This is a genomic window from Serratia sp. J2 (genome assembly GCF_046269175.1).
Lineage (GTDB): Bacteria > Pseudomonadota > Gammaproteobacteria > Enterobacterales > Enterobacteriaceae > Chania > Chania fonticola_C.
Map to the genome: position 1 here is coordinate 43129 of NZ_JBKABN010000015.1, position 18490 is coordinate 61618.

Annotated in this window: 12 protein-coding genes; 3 read left to right on the forward strand and 9 right to left on the reverse strand. The window is 53.9% G+C overall.

Annotated elements, in window-relative coordinates; translation table 11 throughout:
- Positions 1-343 precede the first annotated feature (343 nt).
- Positions 344-1297 (reverse strand): HTH-type transcriptional regulator Cbl, encoded by a 954-nt coding sequence (gene cbl / locus ACKWMY_RS16220; RefSeq protein WP_024485629.1) that lies wholly within the window; start codon positions 1295-1297, stop codon positions 344-346.
- A gap of 308 nt (positions 1298-1605) precedes the next feature.
- Positions 1606-2301: a gamma-glutamylcyclotransferase gene (locus ACKWMY_RS16225; protein ID WP_024529763.1), complete on the reverse strand. Its 696-nt coding sequence runs from the start codon at positions 2299-2301 to the stop codon at positions 1606-1608.
- A gap of 506 nt (positions 2302-2807) precedes the next feature.
- On the opposite strand from ACKWMY_RS16225, the gene ACKWMY_RS16230 reads away from it, so the two are divergent.
- The gene (locus ACKWMY_RS16230; protein ID WP_337049519.1) at positions 2808-3626 is read left to right on the forward strand and encodes a siderophore-interacting protein; all 819 of its coding nucleotides are present in this window, start codon (positions 2808-2810) and stop codon (positions 3624-3626) included.
- Positions 3627-3935: 309 nt separating this feature from the next.
- The gene (gene chaA, locus ACKWMY_RS16235) at positions 3936-5036 is read left to right on the forward strand and encodes a sodium-potassium/proton antiporter ChaA (RefSeq protein ID WP_024529765.1); all 1101 of its coding nucleotides are present in this window, start codon (positions 3936-3938) and stop codon (positions 5034-5036) included.
- 53 nt (positions 5037-5089) lie between these two features.
- Here chaA and lpxO read toward each other — a convergent pair whose 3' ends face one another.
- The 7 genes from lpxO to putP form a co-directional block, all read right to left on the reverse strand.
- Complete coding sequence (gene lpxO / locus ACKWMY_RS16240; protein ID WP_166732797.1) at positions 5090-5992, reverse strand: lipid A hydroxylase LpxO; 903 nt, start codon at positions 5990-5992, stop codon at positions 5090-5092.
- Between the two features lie 616 nt (positions 5993-6608).
- Positions 6609-7181: a tyrosine-protein phosphatase gene (locus ACKWMY_RS16245; protein ID WP_211136358.1), complete on the reverse strand. Its 573-nt coding sequence runs from the start codon at positions 7179-7181 to the stop codon at positions 6609-6611.
- Between the two features lie 137 nt (positions 7182-7318).
- Complete coding sequence (phoH, locus tag ACKWMY_RS16250) at positions 7319-8107, reverse strand: phosphate starvation-inducible protein PhoH (protein ID WP_021180979.1); 789 nt, start codon at positions 8105-8107, stop codon at positions 7319-7321.
- Positions 8108-8739: 632 nt separating this feature from the next.
- Positions 8740-10035 carry an iron uptake transporter deferrochelatase/peroxidase subunit gene (efeB, locus tag ACKWMY_RS16255; protein ID WP_308872734.1) on the reverse strand — a complete coding sequence of 432 codons (1296 nt, stop codon included), beginning with the start codon at positions 10033-10035 and terminating at the stop codon, positions 8740-8742.
- A gap of 10 nt (positions 10036-10045) precedes the next feature.
- Entirely contained in the window at positions 10046-11179 is a 1134-nt protein-coding gene (gene efeO, locus ACKWMY_RS16260; RefSeq protein WP_024529769.1) for an iron uptake system protein EfeO, read from the reverse strand.
- Between the two features lie 18 nt (positions 11180-11197).
- Complete coding sequence (gene efeU, locus ACKWMY_RS16265) at positions 11198-12043, reverse strand: iron uptake transporter permease EfeU (RefSeq protein ID WP_409486620.1); 846 nt, start codon at positions 12041-12043, stop codon at positions 11198-11200.
- A 240-nt stretch (positions 12044-12283) separates the two neighbouring features.
- A complete protein-coding gene (putP, locus tag ACKWMY_RS16270) occupies positions 12284-13762 on the reverse strand; it encodes a sodium/proline symporter PutP (RefSeq protein ID WP_029711311.1) in 1479 nt (492 codons plus the stop codon).
- A 556-nt stretch (positions 13763-14318) separates the two neighbouring features.
- Here putP and putA point away from each other — a divergent pair.
- Positions 14319-18290, forward strand: coding sequence for a trifunctional transcriptional regulator/proline dehydrogenase/L-glutamate gamma-semialdehyde dehydrogenase (putA, locus tag ACKWMY_RS16275; RefSeq protein ID WP_074028544.1), 3972 nt, complete (start codon positions 14319-14321; stop codon positions 18288-18290).
- Positions 18291-18490: the final 200 nt, after the last annotated feature.

The following is an 18490-nucleotide window of genomic DNA, read 5'->3' on the forward strand; positions in this document are numbered from 1 at the left end:
AAAACTGTCGCACAGCATAATGCAACCTGAGGCCATAGGGTAAGCGATCGGCAAAAAGAAGCCATCGGAAAAAGCTGTAATCGAGGATTTCAACCAGGGGGTATTACCCGCGATAAAAAAGACGTCCGAACAGCACATTCCACCATTGGGGCAAACGTGCTGCACGGACGCCTGTTGAAATTCATCGCGGATATTCAACGTTTCCGCGTTTTAAAGTAAGCAGCTGGCATGCCAGTTTGCCAAGCTACAGATTTTAGAAGGTTATTGCCGTGTAATCTGTAATCCACCCCTCACTATTGCACAGTGATATGGCGCGCTTGCACCATTCCAGCGCATTACCGCCTCAGATCTGATAGTCGATAACCTGTTCCAACTGATCGGAGAACACTTTCTCTTTAATTTCCGTGAGCGATAAGGTGGGATTACATAGCTGGATAAACTGCCAGGTATAGTTACGTTGTAACTGACCGCGTTTCAGGCCCAACCAGACGGTATTAGGCTCAAACAAATGTTCGGCATTGAGGCTCACCAACCCACGATCGCGCTCTTTTTCAAACGACATATCTGCCAGAATGCCCACACCCAGCCCCAACTCAACATAGGTTTTGATAACGTCAGAATCCTGGGCGCTTAGCGCGATATCCGGCGTCAGCCCCGCAGCTTTAAATGCCGCATCCAGCCGTGAGCGCCCGGTGATCCCCTGGCGGTAGGTAATCAACGGTAACGTACTGAGCATTTCCAACGTGACCAGCGGCTGGCGTGTCAACTCGTGGCCTTCCGGAACCAGGATCGCATGGTTCCAGCGGTAATAGGGAAAAGCAGCCAACGACTCTTCGCTCATCAGGCGTTCACTGGCGATACCGATATCCGCTTCGCCGCAGGCCAGCATGGCGGCAATCTCCTCCGGGCTCCCCTGATTAAGCACCACGCGCACCTGCGGATACAGCGCCCGAAACTCCTTAATCACCCCCGGTAGGCTGTAGCGGGCCTGGGTATGTGTAGTGGCAATATGGAGTTGCCCCGCATCTTTACTGCTGAACACATCGGCCAGACGGCGGATATTATTGGCATCATTGAGGATACGCTCCGCAACCACCAACAGCTCTTTGCCTGGTTCGGTCATGCCTAATAACCGTTTGCCACGGCGGATAAATATCTCTATCCCCAGCTCTTCTTCCAGCTCACGAATATGACGGCTAACCCCAGACTGTGAGGTAAATAACGCATTCGCGACGTCAGTCAGGTTGTAGTTGCAACGCGCTGACTCACGAATGATTTTTAATTGCTGAAAATTCATTCCGTCTCCTTCTCTCCCCAAAACCGTTAACAATATTGATACGGAGTCTGCGCGGACAGAACAAATAAGGAATAATCTTTACTTATAGCTTTTCATGCTAAGTGCATTTTTTATCATTAAAAATTCACTTATGTTTTTCTTAAAATTATAAATAGCTTTAAAATTAACAAGATAAATAACCACCTTGTTATTATGGTTAAATAACTTATGCAGCAAAAAGTTATTACCTAGAGGGATAAGGTATATCAACGCGAGGGTTGTTGAAGTCTTTGGGGCGCGCAATACGACGCCCCGACGGTGTCTGAGGGTTAGGCCGTGGCTTCGCCACCTATTGGCCCTGAGGTGTTTTGTTGCAGCCACTGACGGACATAGCCGACCAGATCGCCGATGCAGTCATCCTTCATGCCGTGATTTTTCAGCTCGTTGTCCAAGGCAAACAGATACTGCGCATTGGTGCCCAACGGGCCGCTGGCGCTGGCGATCAGCGGAGCGATCACCTGATGGCTGGTATCCGCTTCAAATAGCGGATGCTGCGGGTTCATCACAAACACCAAGGCGGTAACGACGCTGCCGTCGTCCAGCGTCAGCTCACACCAGGTTGGCAGATAACAACCGGTGATCATCTCACGCTTCCACAGTAGTTCCAGCTCTTCACGCAACTTATCTTCCGGCAGGCGGAAAGCCAGACCGGTGGTTTGCCCCCCTTCCTGCAGAGCAAGCATGCGCCCTGGCTGATGCAACGTGCCACGCCCGGCGGTCAAACGCAGGCAAAATGCCCGATGCCAGCCTTGCAGCGTCGCCGGGCGCACCTCTTCGGATTCAAATACCGGGTTCCACATCAGTGAACCATAGCCGAAAACCCATACCGGGCTATTATCCGGCCGTCTGGAGAGCGTACATGTCAGTGAGGCCGAGCGCTGTTCCGGTGTCAGCAACAGCGACTCTTCGATCGTGCCGAATGCCGTTTTGCAGTCTGCTTTTTGCAGAAAATCTCGAGTTAACACCTAATACAACCTCCTGGGAATAGGATTGCCCTAACCCCTTCGCCACTGTGTATGCAATTTCTTTTTTGGGATTCGGGGCGGGTTTATTTCCACCGCCCAGCAAAAAATATATACCCTATGGATTTCAAGTTGCAGCTAGGCAACAAGCTTACTCATCCCCAGGAGCTTACTTTTGGGTAAGTGACTGGGGTGGGTAAGTGCAGATAACAACGCTGCAACTTGAAAGACGACGGGTATAAATGACCATATTCTTTTCTGACCTTTCAATCAAGTTTCCAGGCATATTTAATGTGAAAAAGTATTTGTACCCAGAAGCAATAATAATTATAGACGTAAAACTTTACTCTTCCCCTGCGTTTTGTTAACAGAGCTTAGCGTTTTAACCGCAAAAAAATACAATCCGGGCGGATCACGCCGCTTGGCCTGATGCGCCATACCAATCAGCAAACAATTCTCATTATCAAATGGCGTGATATACTAGCCGCAGAATGATAAAGGAGAGTCCTGTGACAACCGAAACCCCACGCAGCCGCGCCCCCTATTTGATCGAAGTTGCCCGTTTCCGCGACATCACGCCGCACCTGCGCCGTATCACCTTCAGCGCGCCAGACCTGCGTTTTTACCCTGCTGAAGCCGCCGCCGCACATATCAAGGTGTTCTTACCGCTCGCAGGCCAAACGCAGCCAGACCTGCCCACGCTCACCGAGAAGGGCCCGGTGTGGGCCGCCGATGCCGTGCGTCCACTCATTCGCACCTACTCTATTCGAGCCGTTCGCCCGCAACAGGGTGAGATTGATATCGAATTTGCCCTGCACGACCACAGCGGGCCAGCGGTGAACTTTGCACGTCAGGCCAAGCCGGGGGATAAAATTGGTATCAGCAACCCTGGCGGCCCCAAGCCAATGTTGCCAGAAGCCGACTTTTACTGCCTGGCAGGCGATCCTTCATCGTTACCGGCCATCGCCGCACTGCTGGAAAACCTGCCTGCACGTAGCGAAGGCCACGCTTTTATCCGTGTCGATACCCCTGCGGACGTTATTGATCTGCAAAAACCTGCCGGTGTTGAGCTAAGCTGGATCATTGGTGGCACGGAGAAAACGGCCGATCTCATCACGCAATTCTGCGCCTTGCCGCTGCCACAAAGCGGCACCCAGTTCTGGCTGGCAGGTGAGGATCGCCTGGTGGTCGAACTGCGTCGTTACCTGCGTCGGGAGCGCCAATGTGAGCGTAATCAGCTTTATGCGGTGCCTTACTGGCGTGAAGGGTTAAATGAGGAGGGTTACCACCAGAAAAGGCACGATATCATGGATAACATTGACTCCTGATCGCCATTATCTGCCTTATTTTCCGTTGAAAATACCGGTTAAGCCCCATTTATAGGCATTTAACAAGTAATGGCTGGTGTTTAACGTAAAAGTAAGTAAAAAAAACCGCATCAAATGCGGTTTTTTTGTTACTCTTATCGCATAAAGCAAAGTTTTGCTTTCTAAAAACTAAACACAACATCACATTATTACTCGGCGTCATGCGCAGAGTGTATCCTATTATTATTAACAACTTTCTGGATACGCTGACCCTAACTGCAGGTGAACAGCGATGACGGGCCACGCAGTTTGAGAAGGAGATGTACCGTAATGAAGTCGCACAACGATCCTGGCCGATCCAAATCTCGCCACACAGAGTATTCCCTGATTTTCCCTATCGCCGCGCTGGTTGTGCTCAACTTGTGGAGCGGTACCAGTAGTTTCCCACTGATCGTAGCCATCAACATTATTGCCCTGGTCGGTATCCTCAGCAGTGCTTTCAGCGTGGTACGCCATGCCGACGTACTGGCCCACCGCTTGGGTGAACCCTACGGCTCGCTGATCCTCAGCCTTTCAGTCGTAATCCTGGAAGTGAGCCTGATTTCGGCACTGATGGCAACCGGCGACGCGGCCCCGGCCCTGATGCGTGACACACTGTATTCAATCATCATGATTGTGACTGCCGGACTGGTTGGGGTTGCCCTGCTGCTTGGCGGGCGCAAGTTTGCTACCCAGTACGTTAACCTGGGCGGTATCAAACAGTACCTGATGGCGATCCTCCCACTGGCGGTCATCGTACTGGTGTTGCCAAGCGCCTTGCCTGGGGGCAACTTCAGCGTGGGCCAGTCACTGCTGGTTGCGGCCATCTCAGCGGCAATGTACGGCGTGTTCCTGCTGATCCAAACCAAAACCCACCAGAGCCTGTTTGTTTATGAACATGAAGATGACGATGGCGACCCGCACCACGGTAAACCCTCGTCCCACAGCAGCCTGTGGCATGCCGCCTGGTTGATCGTGCATCTGGTCGCGGTAATTGCCGTAACCAAATTCAACGCCAACCCGCTTGAGGGCTTGCTCACCAAGCTGAACGCACCAACCCAGTTCACCGGTTTCCTGGTTGCATTGCTGATCCTGTCCCCGGAAGGGTTGGGCGCTTTGCGCGCGGTGTTGAACAATCAGGTGCAGCGCGCCATGAACCTGTTCTTCGGCTCGGTGCTGGCGACCATTTCACTGACGGTGCCAGCGGTAACGATTATTGCCACCCTGACTGGCCAGACGCTAATCTTCGGCCTGCAGCCACCGCATATGGTCGTAATGCTGACGGTGTTGATATTGTGCCATATCTCGTTCTCTACCGGCAGAACCAACGTGTTGAACGGCACCGCGCACCTGGCGCTGTTTGCCGCTTATATGATGACGATATTTGCCTGATACCAAGCGGTTGCAAAACATCAGCGGGGCGCATTATTTGCGCCCCGTTCTATTTATAATGCGAAGAAAATCAGTGCGGCGATCCCACCAAACAGCAGCCATTTGATAATGTAATAGCCCGTCTTGTTCCAGGCTTTTAATCGCTTGCCAACCTTACGCACGGCATAGATATATTTGAACAGCCGATTGACGCCGCCGGTACGATCGCCCTCTTCATTCGGTGCTGTCGCAGCACTCATCAAATTACGCCCCAACCAGTGATTCACCGCCTGCGCCCAACGGTAACGCATTGGCCGTTCGATGTCGCAAAACAGGATCAAACGGTTTTCCCCGCTCTGATTTTCGGCATAGTGCAGATAGGTTTCATCGAACATCACCCCTTCGCCATCACGCCAGCTGTAACGTTCGCCATCCACTTCGATAAAGCAGCGGTCGTCATTTGGGGTGATCAACCCCAGGTGATAGCGCAGTGAACCGGCGTAAGGGTCGCGGTGGCGTGGCAAGCGGCTGCCATGGGGTAATTCGGCAAACATCGCTGCCTTCACCGAAGGCAGGCTGCGTAACAGCGCAGTGGTTTGCGGGCATAACGCCATTGCCGAAGGATGGTTATCCTCATACCACTTCAGGTAAAAGCGCTTCCAGCCGGTTTTGAAGAAGGAGTTGAATCCGGCGTCGTTAAACTTGTCCGACGCTTTGATTTGCTGGATCTCCATCAATTGCTTCCCTTCTTCCCGAATGGTCTGCCAGTTGTCACGCAGGATAATGAGATCGGGGAACTGCTCCGGTTGCAGGTAAGGCGTGGTCGGCACCCGTGAGAACAGGTACATAAACACGTTCAGCGGTGCGGTAAAGGTGGAATGGTCGGAAAGCTGACGCCAAAAAGGATAGCGAACACGGCCACGATAATGAATGTAAATAACACACAAAATTAATAAAATCAGAATGATATATTTCATGATGACTTCAGAACCCCAAAATACGACCATGAGTATGCCGAGCACGGCACACAACCCAACGATTCCCTATCCCGTTAAGCTCGGTTTAACGGTCGGAAGATACCAATAGTTAACGTTATTGAAACTAAAATTCTATACAAAAAGCCGCAAAAATTTACACAAAGCTTAAACGAGAATGGGATTTACGCTAGGGAAGGATCGAACGATTTATCAGAGTCGGATTGGGGGGAGTAAATGAACACACGGGGAGAGATGCAGGATTGTCGGTCAGGCAATCGAGCTTCCCCTCACCCCAACCCTCTCCCGCAGGGAGAGGGAGCTGATCCAGAGCCGTAGTCAGGTATAGAAGACAGTCTGTAGCTTATTCACGCAAGGGATTGATACGGCGCTGTATTTAGTTATAGGAAGCCATCTGCAGCTTATTCACGCAAGGGATTGATACGGTGCTGTATTTAGTTATAGGAAGCCATCTGCAGCTTATTCACGAAGGAAATCGATACGGTGTTGTAAACCGGTAAAGGGGCCAATTGGTAGCACGGCCAGTCCCCTCTCCCTGTGGGAGAGGGTTAGGGTGAGGGGACGGTCGCCATAGCCAGTCACCCCCTTTTCTAGCAAATCACTTCCCCTTGCCAAGGTTATCGGCAAAAACCCGCTGCCGTATCTTGCTGACATCGACATCACCAATATAGCGCGCAATCCCGGCATAATATTTTTCATGATAGCCATGCTCCGGCTTTCTCAATTCGGCCAGCACCGCAGGCTTATCCGAATATTCAAACACCAGGCGATACATTGCCACCACTAGCCCGGTACGATCGCTGCCGTGCCAGCAGTGAACCAACACCGGTTTCAGGGCAAAACGAATTTCTCTGAGCGCCGTCACCACGATGTCGTCATTAATTACGGCGGCATTGATCGCCACCCGGCGCAGAAGCAAGCCTGTGCCTCTCGCTTCGCTGTCGTCGTCATGCCACTGGCGTAAACTGAGTACGGTTTTGATGCCCTGCTGCTCGAGCGTTTGCATCTGGGCAGCGGAGGGCTGAGAGGAGCGGTAGAGTTCTGGCGAGACCTGATGGTAGTTCTCTGGGGTCGTGGCATTTACCGAGGCAGTAAAACTCCCCACCAGCAGCATCGCGCCCAGTAACCACGTTCTCCCTACGCTGGACCGCCAGCGCTGAATATCGTCCATAATAGTATTCCTTAGTGATCCTGCAATTTATTGTACTCAAATTGGCCGCAATGGCGCAGGTTTATTGATGTAGGCTACTGGCACTTGCAGCCAACAAAAAGGCCACCGAAGTGGCCTTTTGCAAGCTTTCAGACAAATTAATCGTAAGCATTAAGCGTGCGTTGGCACAAGGCAGAGCGCACACAGTCCTGTTTGTCGAAACGAATAATGCCGACCATCTCGTCCTCTTCGAAGCGCTCCAGCGCGTCGCTAAGGCCGGATTTCACGCCGCGTGGCAAATCGCACTGGGTAATATCGCCGTTCACGATCACCGTGACGTTCTCACCCAGACGGGTCAAAAACATCTTCATCTGGCTGGCCGTCACGTTCTGGGCCTCGTCCAGGATGACTACCGCATTTTCGAAGGTACGCCCGCGCATATAGGCGAAAGGCGCTATCTCTACCTTGCCAATTTCCGGGCGCAGGCAGTATTGCAAGAACGACGATCCTAAACGGCGTAGCAGAATGTCATACACCGGCCGGAAATAAGGGGCGAACTTCTCAGAAATATCCCCCGGCAAAAAGCCGAGATCTTCATCCGCCTGCAGAACCGGACGAGTGACGATAATCCGATCCACCTCTTTATGTATCAGGGCTTCAGCTGCCTTGGCTGCACTGATGAAGGTTTTACCGCAACCGGCCTCACCCGTAGCAAATATCAACAGCTTGTTTTCTATGGCTGATAAGTAATGACCTTGAGCTTCGGTTCTAGCCTCGATGGTAGAAGTATCCCGGCTGTCACGAGCCATGCCGATAGATTCCACACCACCCATTTGTACCAGCGAGGTCACGCTTTCTTCTTCACGCTGGCGATGACTACGAGCGTCACGACGAATGACGCGTTTGGCTTCACGACGTGCTTTGATCACTGCTTTCTGTCTTCCCATAGTGGCACCTTACAGTTTGTTTCACCTACCGCAGGGCAGCAAACACCGAGCGATTATGTTACACACGTATTAGGTTGTGGCCCCCTTTAAAGCCATTGAATGACGTGAACACCTAGCCGCCAACGGGCGCGGCTCTTTTTCACAGAACAACGAGATTGGTACAAAACAGGAGTGTGTGTCAGCCGGATTAATGCGAAAGGAAAGCCAAGAGTCGGTCAGAAATTGAGAGTCGTAGAGAGAGCCCTCGTTACAACGAGAAATCAGGGAAGGTATGTTATTTGTTGTTTGTAGCCCAACCAAGGACTTTACCATTAGCGATCCCCGCAGTGATATTTACAGCATTGAGCTGTGCACCGTGTGAAAACTACCGCCAGATGATTACAGTATAATGACATTCAACCGCGCCGCGTTGCTAAAATGTAAAAAAATTTAATATTTTTTGTTTTAACTCGCTGCAATACCACTATATCAAAGCGAAAGCGACTTGGCATTAATTTATTTTATTGTTAAATATCAATTAATTGATATTAATCCCGGCGAATGACATTTAGGTTGCCGGATTAAAAATTGAGCACATAAAAAAGCGCAGCCTTTGCGCTGCGCTTCACTGTTTTGCTGAAAAACTTAGCTGTTCAAGCCTGCAGCAAGCCGCTGGCCAAATAATCGCCACGGGTCTTGACGCCCGGTAACACAAAGAAATAGCCGCCACCGATAGGCTTGACGTATTCCTCCAGCGCTTCACCATTCAAACGTTTCTGCACCGTCAGGAAGCCCTGCTCCAAGTCGGCCTGATAACAGACAAACAGCAGGCCCATCTCCAGTTGCCCCGAATTGGAAACGCCCAGCGAATAACTGTAACCACGGCGCAGCATCAGGCTGCTCTGGGTTTGCGGTGTGCGCGGGTTGGCCAGCCGAATATGGGCATCCAGGGGGATCTGCTTACCTTCCGGATCCTTGGCATAGTCCGGTTCGTCATGCTCGTGCTTCATCCCCAACGGCGCACCGCTGTGTTTTTCACGGCCAAAGATGGTTTGCTGTTCCTGCAATGGCGTACGATCCCAAAATTCGACGTGGAAGCGAATGATACGCGCGGCCTGATAACTACCGCCAACGGCCCAGGCAGGTTCCCCCGCTTTATCACCGACCCACACTACCTTATCCATTAACGGCTTATCGCTGGTTTTTGGATTGGCGGTGCCGTCTTTGAAGCCCAGCAGGTTAATCGGCGTCTCTTTGCCCCGGCTGCGGGCCGAGTGTGCCGAGATAAAACCTTCCCGCTTCCAACGCACGCTGAGCAAGTCTGGTGAATGCTTGATGATATCGCGCAGCGCGTGGATCACCGTTTCATTGGTATTGGCACAAATTTGCAGCAGCAAGTCACCATGACACAGGGCAGCATCAAGTGAATCGTTGGGGAAACGCGTCATGGTTTGCAGGTACAGCGGCTTCTGCGCCTGCAAGCCAAAGCGCTCATCAAACAGCGAGGTGCCAACGGAAACGGTGATGGTCAGGTTATCGGGGTAGATTTCCGGCCCCATGATACCCGAATCCATTGGTGGCAGTTTGGGATCGACCTCCGGAGCCCTACCGCCGCTGGTGAGGAACGCGATACGGCTGGTCAACAGACGAAATAGCCGTTCCAGATCCTGCTTATTGGTCGCCAGCACGTCGAAAGCCACCAGCATCATGGCCGCCTGTTGTGGCGTCAAGATACCGGATTGATGCTGACCGTAGAACGGTTGTTGTTGCCAGCGTTCGTCCTGCGAGGTAGCCAGCGGCTCTTCTGCAGCCCGTGCCAGGGATGGCCCCGCCAACGCCAGAGCGCCCCCCATCATGCCCAGACCTTGCAACAACCGCCTGCGCGATGGCGAAGCGGCCTGTTCATCCTGAGGAAACGGCCCGTTATGCGGGCCGGTCTTATGGTTCATCATTTTCGCCTTAATCCAGACCCAGTACGCCACGCAACTGTGACAGGTCTTCTGCCAGCGTAGTGATCGGCCCTTTCATCGCATTACGATCCGCGGTAGTCAGTTTCTCGTAAGACTCATAACCCTCTGCGGTCTTATATTTAGCCAAAATGGTGTCGACGGTTTTAAAGTTGGCGTCAATCTTCGCCAGCAGTGGTTGATTGGCCTTTTCCAACAGCGGACGCAACAGGTTCACAATCTTCTGGGCGCCATCAACATTGGCCTGGAAATCCCACAGGTCGGTCCGGCTGTAGCGATCTTCTTCACCACTGATCTTGCTGGCCGCCACTTCTTCAATCAGGCCAGCAGCACCACCCACCACTTTGCTTGGCGGGAAAGTCAGTTCACCGATACGTTTTTGCAACTCCAGCGTGTCTTTGTACAGACCGTCGGCATACTCATTCATGCCCTTGGTGGTGTTGTCGGCGAACAGCGCTTTCTCCAGACGGTGGAAGCCGGTGAATTTTGGATCTTCGGCTTTTTTCTCATAGTCGTCTTCACGGGCATCAATGCTGCCGTCCAGATCGGAGAACAGCTCGGCAATCGGTTCAATACGCTCATAGTGCTGACGGGTTGGCGCGTAAAGCTTGCGAGCCTGGGCCACATCACCGGATTTGATCGCATCGGTGAACAACTTGGTCTGCTTGACCAGCCCTTCAACTTCCTTGGTGACATAGACTTTATATTCGGCAATCGGCCCCACCAGGTCCATCACATTCGGTTTGCCATCAGCTACCGCACCCGCAGCCGTGACGACAAGCTTGCCTTTCGGGTTGCTCAACAGCCCACAGGTCATATCGTATTCGCCCGGCTCGAGGTTTGCCGTCATTTTCTGGGTGAAACCTGGCGCGATATTTTCACGCTCTTCCACCACCATCACGCCTTTGAGGATTTCCCACTCCAGGTTTTTTTGGCTGGTGTTATGCACCACAAACTGGGTTTTACCGGCGGGCAGGGTCAACTGCATCGGCTCACACTGTTTGTCGTTAACGGTCACCAAAACCCGAGGGATATCCGCCGCCAGCGCGTTGAGGCTCAGCGCGAAAGCAGGAACGGCCAGTAATGCGGCATGCAGTGCCTTGCGGCGAAATAACGGAGTAGACATACGGAGTTCCCTATTAAATTAGTGATGTGTCTTGCTTTGCGCCTGGATCGTAGAGGACTCCGTACGCTGCGGCAGGAAAAAGAAAATCAGAGCAGGGATCAGATACAGGAAATAGACCGCCACTTCGCTGACCGATGGCGCTTCCTGATAGCCAAACATTCCCTCTAACAGGGTGCCCAGCAGTGAATGCGTGGATAGCTGGTTGCTGAGGTCGAACGCGATATCCTGGAAGTGGTTCCATAATCCAGCCTCGTGGAAGGCACGGATCGCCCCGGCGGCCAAGCCCGCAGCCACGAACAGAATAAACAGGCTGGTCCATTTGAAGAACTTGGCCAGATGCAGTTTGATACCGCCCCAATAGATCAGCATGCCCACCACGATGGCGCACGCCAAGCCGAGCATGGCACCTATTGGTGCGGCAATGCCCACATCCTGCTGAAATGCTGCCAACAGGAAAAACACCGACTCCAGCCCTTCACGGGCAACGGCAAAAAACACCATCGCCACCAATGCCCACCCTTGCCTTTTGCTCGAGTTAAGGGCGTTATCGATCGCCCCTTCAAGATGTACCTTCACCGAGCGGGAAACCTTGCGCATCCAAAACACCATATAGGTCAGGATGCACACCGCCACCACCGCTACCAGCCCTTCGAACAGCTCTTGCTGTTTTTGTGGAAACTCGCCGGTGGTTTCATTGATGAAGATACCTAACGCCAGGCACAGAGCAACGGCGACGATCACCCCAATCCATACCACACCAAGCCATTGACCGCGTTGAGTCCGCTTCAGATAGCTGGCGATCAAACTGACGATCAGCGCAGCCTCCAGCCCCTCACGGAACATGATAAGGAAAGGAACAAACATAGAATATTAACCCCTGAAAAGGCACTTGTAGTCAGCCGCTGGCACTGGGTTGACCGAGACCGCGACTATGTAAAGAAAAGTAAACCAGAACGATAGTGATTATCATTCTACTGAAAAGAAAAACAAGAGGCGGAAATGTGATTTTTATTAATCAAATGTCGCTAGTTGTTACAGCTTGATGAGACGAGTGATGGGGAAAGCGGATCTCTCCCCGATTGCCGGGGAGAGATTAAGGCGGATTTAGACCGTTTTGAACTCGGCCTCTGCCAGATCAAAACGTTTAGTGATAGTTGCCGAAGGCTGGCGACCCATCAGGCTAACCACCACGATGGCGATACAGCCAAACACAAAGCCAGGAATGATTTCATACAAATCCAACCAGGCGTAATGCTTCCAGACGATCACGGTGATCGCCCCCACCAGCATACCGGCCAGCGCGCCGTTACGGGTCATACGCGACCACATCACCGAGATCAGCACCACTGGGCCAAATGCGGCACCAAAACCGGCCCAGGCATAGCTTACCAGACCCAACACGCGGTTCTCTGGGTTAGCCGCCAGAGCAATCGCCACCAGCGCCACCACCAGCACCATCGCACGCCCTACCCACACCAGCTCACGCTGGCTGGCCCCTTTGCGCAGGAAAGCTTTGTACAGGTCTTCGGTGATCGCACTCGAACAAACCAACAGCTGACAGCTCAGGGTACTCATCACCGCCGCCAAAATGGCCGACAGCAAGATCCCGGCAATCCATGGGTTAAACAGCAACATGGCCAGTTCGATAAAGACCCGCTCGCCGTTTTGCGTCACATTGCCCGCTTGATCCGGGTTATTGGCAAAGTAAGCGATGCCGAAGAAGCCAACCGCAATGGTCCCCGCCAGACAGAGGATCATCCAGGTCATACTGATGCGGCGAGCGCTACGGATGGTACGGTGGGAGTCCGCCGCCATAAAGCGCGCCAGAATATGCGGCTGGCCAAAGTAGCCCAGGCCCCAGCCCAGCAACGACAGGATCGCCACCAGATTCAGCCCTTTCATCATATCCAGATTGGCCGGGTTTTTAGCCGCGATCACCAGCATTGAACTGTCGATGCCACCCACGGCGAAGATGACGATCACCGGCGTGAGGATCAGCGCAAAAATCATCAGGCTGGCCTGCACGGTATCGGTCCAACTGACCGCCAGGAACCCGCCAATAAAGGTATACAAGATGGTGGCGGCTGCTCCGGCCCACAGCGCGGTAGCGTAGGTCATACCGAAGGTGCTTTCAAACAGGCGCGCACCGGCCACAATGCCGGAAGCACAATAGATGGTGAAGAACACCAGGATCACGATGGCGGAAATCACCCGCAGCAGTTTGCTGTTATCCTCAAAACGGCTGGTGAAATAATCCGGCAGCGTCAAGGCGTTGTTGTTGGCTTCGGTATGGACGCGCAACCGTCCAGCCACCAGCTTCCAGTTCAAGTAGGCTCCGATGGTCAACCCGATGGCGATCCAGCTCTCCGAAATGCCGGAAAGGAAAATCGCACCCGGTAACCCCATCAGCAGCCAGCCGCTCATATCAGATGCCCCGGCGGAGAGCGCGGTCACCACACTACCCAGGCTGCGGCCACCCAGAATGTAGTCGTCAAAGTTATTGGTCGCCCGATAGGCCAGCAGGCCTATTACCACCATCCCAAGAATGTAGACCACGAAGGTCACCAGCATAGGTGTGTTCATTATCTTAAACTCTCCATTTCTTATTCCCTTCCCCCTTTCAAGCCGCCGCATATTAGCAGCCTATTGAAAGTTATCGGGTATTTTTATGTCAGTAATTTCACCCGCCAAGCGCCGGAACGGGGCGCACTGCGATGAAGGCGGACGAACAGCGTTTATACCCATCATGGTCTGAACGCTGGCTATCCTAGTTGAGGCAGTCAACAACCAACAAGACATTTAACAAAAAAGTCACACGAAACTCACGCCAGGTCACATTTATTCGCCGTCAAGGTTGCACTCGCCATAGTCGAAATGAGTTGCACCTCTTACTTAACCCTGATTAACACAGGGAAATAACCTGGTCTCACTTAAAAAACCCACTTACCATCCCGTCATCCGTAACGCTCAAGTTGTTAAAAAATCGATGGGAGTCACACTTCGTCACGGAGCACATTTAACAAGGTTGCACAAAGTTGCAACATGCAGGATATTGTCGGCATCAGAAACCTCATTACTCTACGGAGCGCCCCTAATCTCGCTGGTTGGGAGGGGTTCCAAACACAGGAGCTGGATTGGCATGGGCACTACCACAATGGGCGTGAAGCTCGATGAAGCAACCCGCGATCGCATCAAGAGCGCGGCACAACGGATTGACCGCACGCCACACTGGTTAATCAAGCAGGCTATTTTCAATTATCTTGAACGTCTGGAAAGTGGTTCCGATCTGCCAGAAATTCCGACGCTGGCCTCAACCAACCAGGCAGAAGTGGATGATGTCACGCCGCAGGTGCCAGAAGAGTCCCATCAGCCTTTCCTTGAGTTTGCCGAACAGATCCTGCCGCAGTCCGTCACTCGTGCGGCTATCACCGCCGCCTACCGCCGCCCGGAAACTGAAGCGGTGCCAATGCTGCTCGAACAGGCGCGTTTACCTGCCGATCTGGCACAGGCCACCCATAAACTGGCCTATGGCATTGCCGAGAAGCTGCGTAACCAGAAGAGTGCCAACGGCCGCGCCGGTATGGTGCAAGGATTACTGCAGGAGTTCTCACTCTCTTCTCAGGAAGGGGTGGCTCTGATGTGCCTGGCCGAAGCGCTGCTGCGTATTCCAGACAAGCCAACGCGCGATGCGTTAATCCGCGACAAAATCAGCAACGGTAACTGGCACTCCCACCTTGGGCGCAGCCCTTCGCTGTTTGTCAATGCCGCGACCTGGGGCCTGCTGTTTACCGGCAAGCTGGTGTCTACCCATAATGAAGCCAATCTCTCCAGCGCACTGAACCGCATCATCGGTAAGCGCGGCGAGCCGTTGATCCGTAAAGGAGTCGACATGGCGATGCGCCTGATGGGCGAACAGTTTGTGACCGGTGAAACCATCGCCGAAGCGCTGGCCAACGCGCGTAAGTTGGAAGACAAAGGCTTCCGTTACTCTTACGACATGCTGGGTGAAGCCGCACTGACCGAAGCCGATGCGCAGGCCTATCTGGTTTCCTATCAGCAAGCAATCCACGCTATCGGCAAAGCCTCCAATGGCCGTGGCATCTATGAAGGCCCAGGCATCTCGATCAAACTCTCGGCGCTACACCCACGATACAGCCGTGCCCAGTACGATCGCGTGATGGAAGAGCTGTATCCACGCTTGCTGTCGCTGACGTTACAGGCGCGCCAATACGATATCGGCATCAATATCGACGCCGAAGAGGCCGATCGCCTGGAAATCTCCCTCGATCTGCTGGAAAAGCTGTGCTTTGAGCCGCAGTTGGCCGGCTGGAACGGCATTGGCTTTGTTATTCAGGCTTACCAGAAGCGCTGTCCGTTTGCCATTGATGCGGTGATCGACATGGCCAGCCGCAGCCGTCGTCGCCTGATGATCCGCCTGGTTAAAGGCGCTTACTGGGACAGCGAAATCAAACGCGCTCAGATGGATGGCCTGGAAGGCTACCCGGTGTATACCCGCAAAGTGTATACCGACGTTTCCTATCTGGCCTGCGCCCGCAAGCTGCTGGCGGTACCGAACCTGATTTATCCGCAGTTTGCTACCCACAACGCCCACACCCTGAGCGCCATCTATCATCTGGCAGGCAATAACTACTATCCGGGCCAGTACGAATTCCAGTGTCTGCATGGCATGGGAGAACCGCTGTACGAACAGGTGGTAGGCAAAGTGGCCGACGGCAAGTTGAACCGCCCTTGCCGTATTTATGCGCCAGTCGGCACACACGAAACGCTGCTGGCCTATCTGGTACGCCGTCTGTTGGAAAACGGGGCCAATACCTCATTCGTTAACCGTATTGCCGATGCCACCCTGCCGCTCGACGAACTGGTAGCCGATCCGGTCAGCGCGGTCGAGGCCATGGCGGCTAGCGAAGGCCGCATAGGTTTACCGCATCCGCGCATTCCGTTGCCGCGTGAGCTATATGGTGAAAAACGCGTTAACTCCAGCGGCCTGGATCTTGCCAACGAACAGCGGCTGGCTTCGCTGTCCAGCGCCCTGCTCACCAGCGCAAGCCAACAATGGCGTGCCGAGCCGATTATTGATGCTCCGTTGGATCAAGGAGTTGAACAACCGGTGATCAACCCAGCCGAACCGGGTGATATTGTCGGCTATGTGCGTGAGGCCACCGAAGGTGAAGTCAGCCGGGCATTAGACTCTGCTGCCGCAGCCGGGCCGATCTGGTTTGCTACTCCACCTTCCGAACGTGCTGCCATTTTAGAACGCGCGGCAGAGCTGATGGAAAGCCAACTGCAAAGCCTGCTGGGGATCCTGGTGCGTGAGGCGGGTAAAACCTTCAATAACGCCATCTCAGAAGTCCGTGAAGCGGTTGATTTTCTGCATTACTACGCTGGCCAAGTGCGTGACGACTTCGCCAACGACAGCCATCGCCCGTTAGGCCCGGTAGTCTGTATCAGCCCGTGGAACTTCCCGCTGGCCATCTTCACTGGTCAGGTTGCCGCCGCCCTTGCCGCCGGTAACAGCGTGCTGGCAAAACCGGCAGAACAGACGCCGTTGGTCGCCGCCCAGGCGGTACGCATCCTGCTAGAGGCTGGTATTCCTCAGGGTGTTCTGCAACTGTTGCCTGGCCAGGGTGAAACCGTCGGTTCCCTATTGGTCAATGATTCCCGTGTACGCGGCGTGATGTTCACCGGCTCTACCGACGTTGCGGGCATTCTGCAACGCAACATCGCAGGCCGCCTTGATCCTCAAGGCCGCCCGACGCCGTTGATTGCCGAAACCGGCGGTTTGAATGCGATGATCGTCGACTCTTCCGCCCTGACCGAACAGGTGGTGACCGACGTCGTGGCCTCCGCCTTCGACAGTGCCGGGCAGCGTTGCTCTGCCCTGCGCATCCTGTGTGTGCAAGAAGACGTGGCAGAACACACCCTGAAAATGCTGCGCGGGGCGATGGCCGAATGCCGGATGGGTAATCCAGAACGTCTGTCTACCGACATTGGCCCGGTGATCGACGCCGAAGCCAAAACCGGCATTGAACGCCATATCCAGGCCATGCGTGCCAAAGGCCGCAAGGTGTATCAGGCGGCAAAAAGCCTGGGAGATGATGAGAAAGAGTGGGCTCGCGGCACCTTTGTGAAACCAACGCTGATCGAACTGGAAAGCTTTGACGAGCTGCAAAAAGAGATCTTTGGCCCGGTACTTCACGTGGTTCGCTTCCAACGTGCCAACCTGGGCGCGTTGGTCGATCAGATCAATGCTTCAGGCTATGGTCTGACGCTGGGTATCCATACGCGTATCGATGAAACCATCGCCAGAGTCACCGATCATGCCAAGGTCGGTAACCTGTATGTTAACCGCAATATGGTGGGTGCGGTGGTAGGCGTGCAGCCGTTTGGCGGCGAGGGATTATCTGGCACCGGGCCGAAAGCCGGTGGTCCACTCTATCTGTACCGCCTGCTGGCCAGCCGTCCACAGGATGCCGTGCAGCGCACTCTGAATCGCCAGGATAACGAGCGTCCTCTGGAGGCTACCGTGCGCCCTACGCTGCTTGTGCCGCATCAGGCTTTGGAACAATGGGCCGTGGCAGAGAACCATCGCGAGTTGGCAGTTCTGGCGCAACAATACGCCGAACTGGGTCAGGGTGGCACCGTTCGCCCGCTGCCAGGCCCAACCGGGGAACGCAACACTTACGCCCTGCTGCCACGTGAACGCGTGCTGTGCCTGGCGGACAACAACGCCGATGCGCTGAACCAGTTGGCCGCCGTGCTGGCGGTTGGCAGCCAGGCGCTGTGGCCGGAAGCGGAATTGCAGCGCACGCTCTATCGCAGCTTGCCAGCCGCCGTACAGGCACGGATCGGTTTCACCAAGGATTGGGCGCAGGATAAAGTCGAGTTTGATGCGGCCATCTATCACGGCGACGCAGATCAGCTGCGCACCCTGTGTGAGCAGATTGCTCAACGCAGCGGTGCCATTGTCTCGGTGCAGGGCTTCGCCCGCGGTGAAACCAATATCCTGTTGGAGCGCCTGTTGATCGAACGCTCATTAAGCGTCAACACCGCTGCCGCCGGGGGTAACGCCAGCCTGATGACTATCGGTTAACAACAGCCGTATTTCTCCCCCCAAAAGGGCGCAGCATCATATGAACTGCGCCCTTTTTTCTGCCACGCTAAACACACCCCATGCAACCCCCACAATCTCCAATTCCAACCGAAGGGGGGAACAGTATGCAGCCCCCCTACGTTTTGCACCGGTTGAAGTTTGTCAGCATCTACGTTGCGAGCCTCTTCGTAAACCCAGCA

Excerpts from the sequence above, each read along its gene's own strand:
- cbl (WP_024485629.1), bottom strand. The coding sequence starts at position 1,297 with ATGAATTTTCAGCAATTAAAAATCATTCGTGAGTCAGCGCGTTGCAAC.
- chaA (WP_024529765.1), top strand. The coding sequence starts at position 3,936 with ATGAAGTCGCACAACGATCCTGGCCGATCCAAATCTCGCCACACAGAG.
- lpxO (WP_166732797.1), bottom strand. The coding sequence starts at position 5,992 with ATGAAATATATCATTCTGATTTTATTAATTTTGTGTGTTATTTACATT.
- ACKWMY_RS16245 (WP_211136358.1), bottom strand. The coding sequence starts at position 7,181 with ATGGACGATATTCAGCGCTGGCGGTCCAGCGTAGGGAGAACGTGGTTA.
- phoH (WP_021180979.1), bottom strand. The coding sequence starts at position 8,107 with ATGGGAAGACAGAAAGCAGTGATCAAAGCACGTCGTGAAGCCAAACGC.
- efeB (WP_308872734.1), bottom strand. The coding sequence starts at position 10,035 with ATGAACCATAAGACCGGCCCGCATAACGGGCCGTTTCCTCAGGATGAA.
- efeO (WP_024529769.1), bottom strand. The coding sequence starts at position 11,179 with ATGTCTACTCCGTTATTTCGCCGCAAGGCACTGCATGCCGCATTACTG.
- efeU (WP_409486620.1), bottom strand. The coding sequence starts at position 12,043 with ATGTTTGTTCCTTTCCTTATCATGTTCCGTGAGGGGCTGGAGGCTGCG.
- putP (WP_029711311.1), bottom strand. The coding sequence starts at position 13,762 with ATGAACACACCTATGCTGGTGACCTTCGTGGTCTACATTCTTGGGATG.
- putA (WP_074028544.1), top strand. The coding sequence starts at position 14,319 with ATGGGCACTACCACAATGGGCGTGAAGCTCGATGAAGCAACCCGCGAT.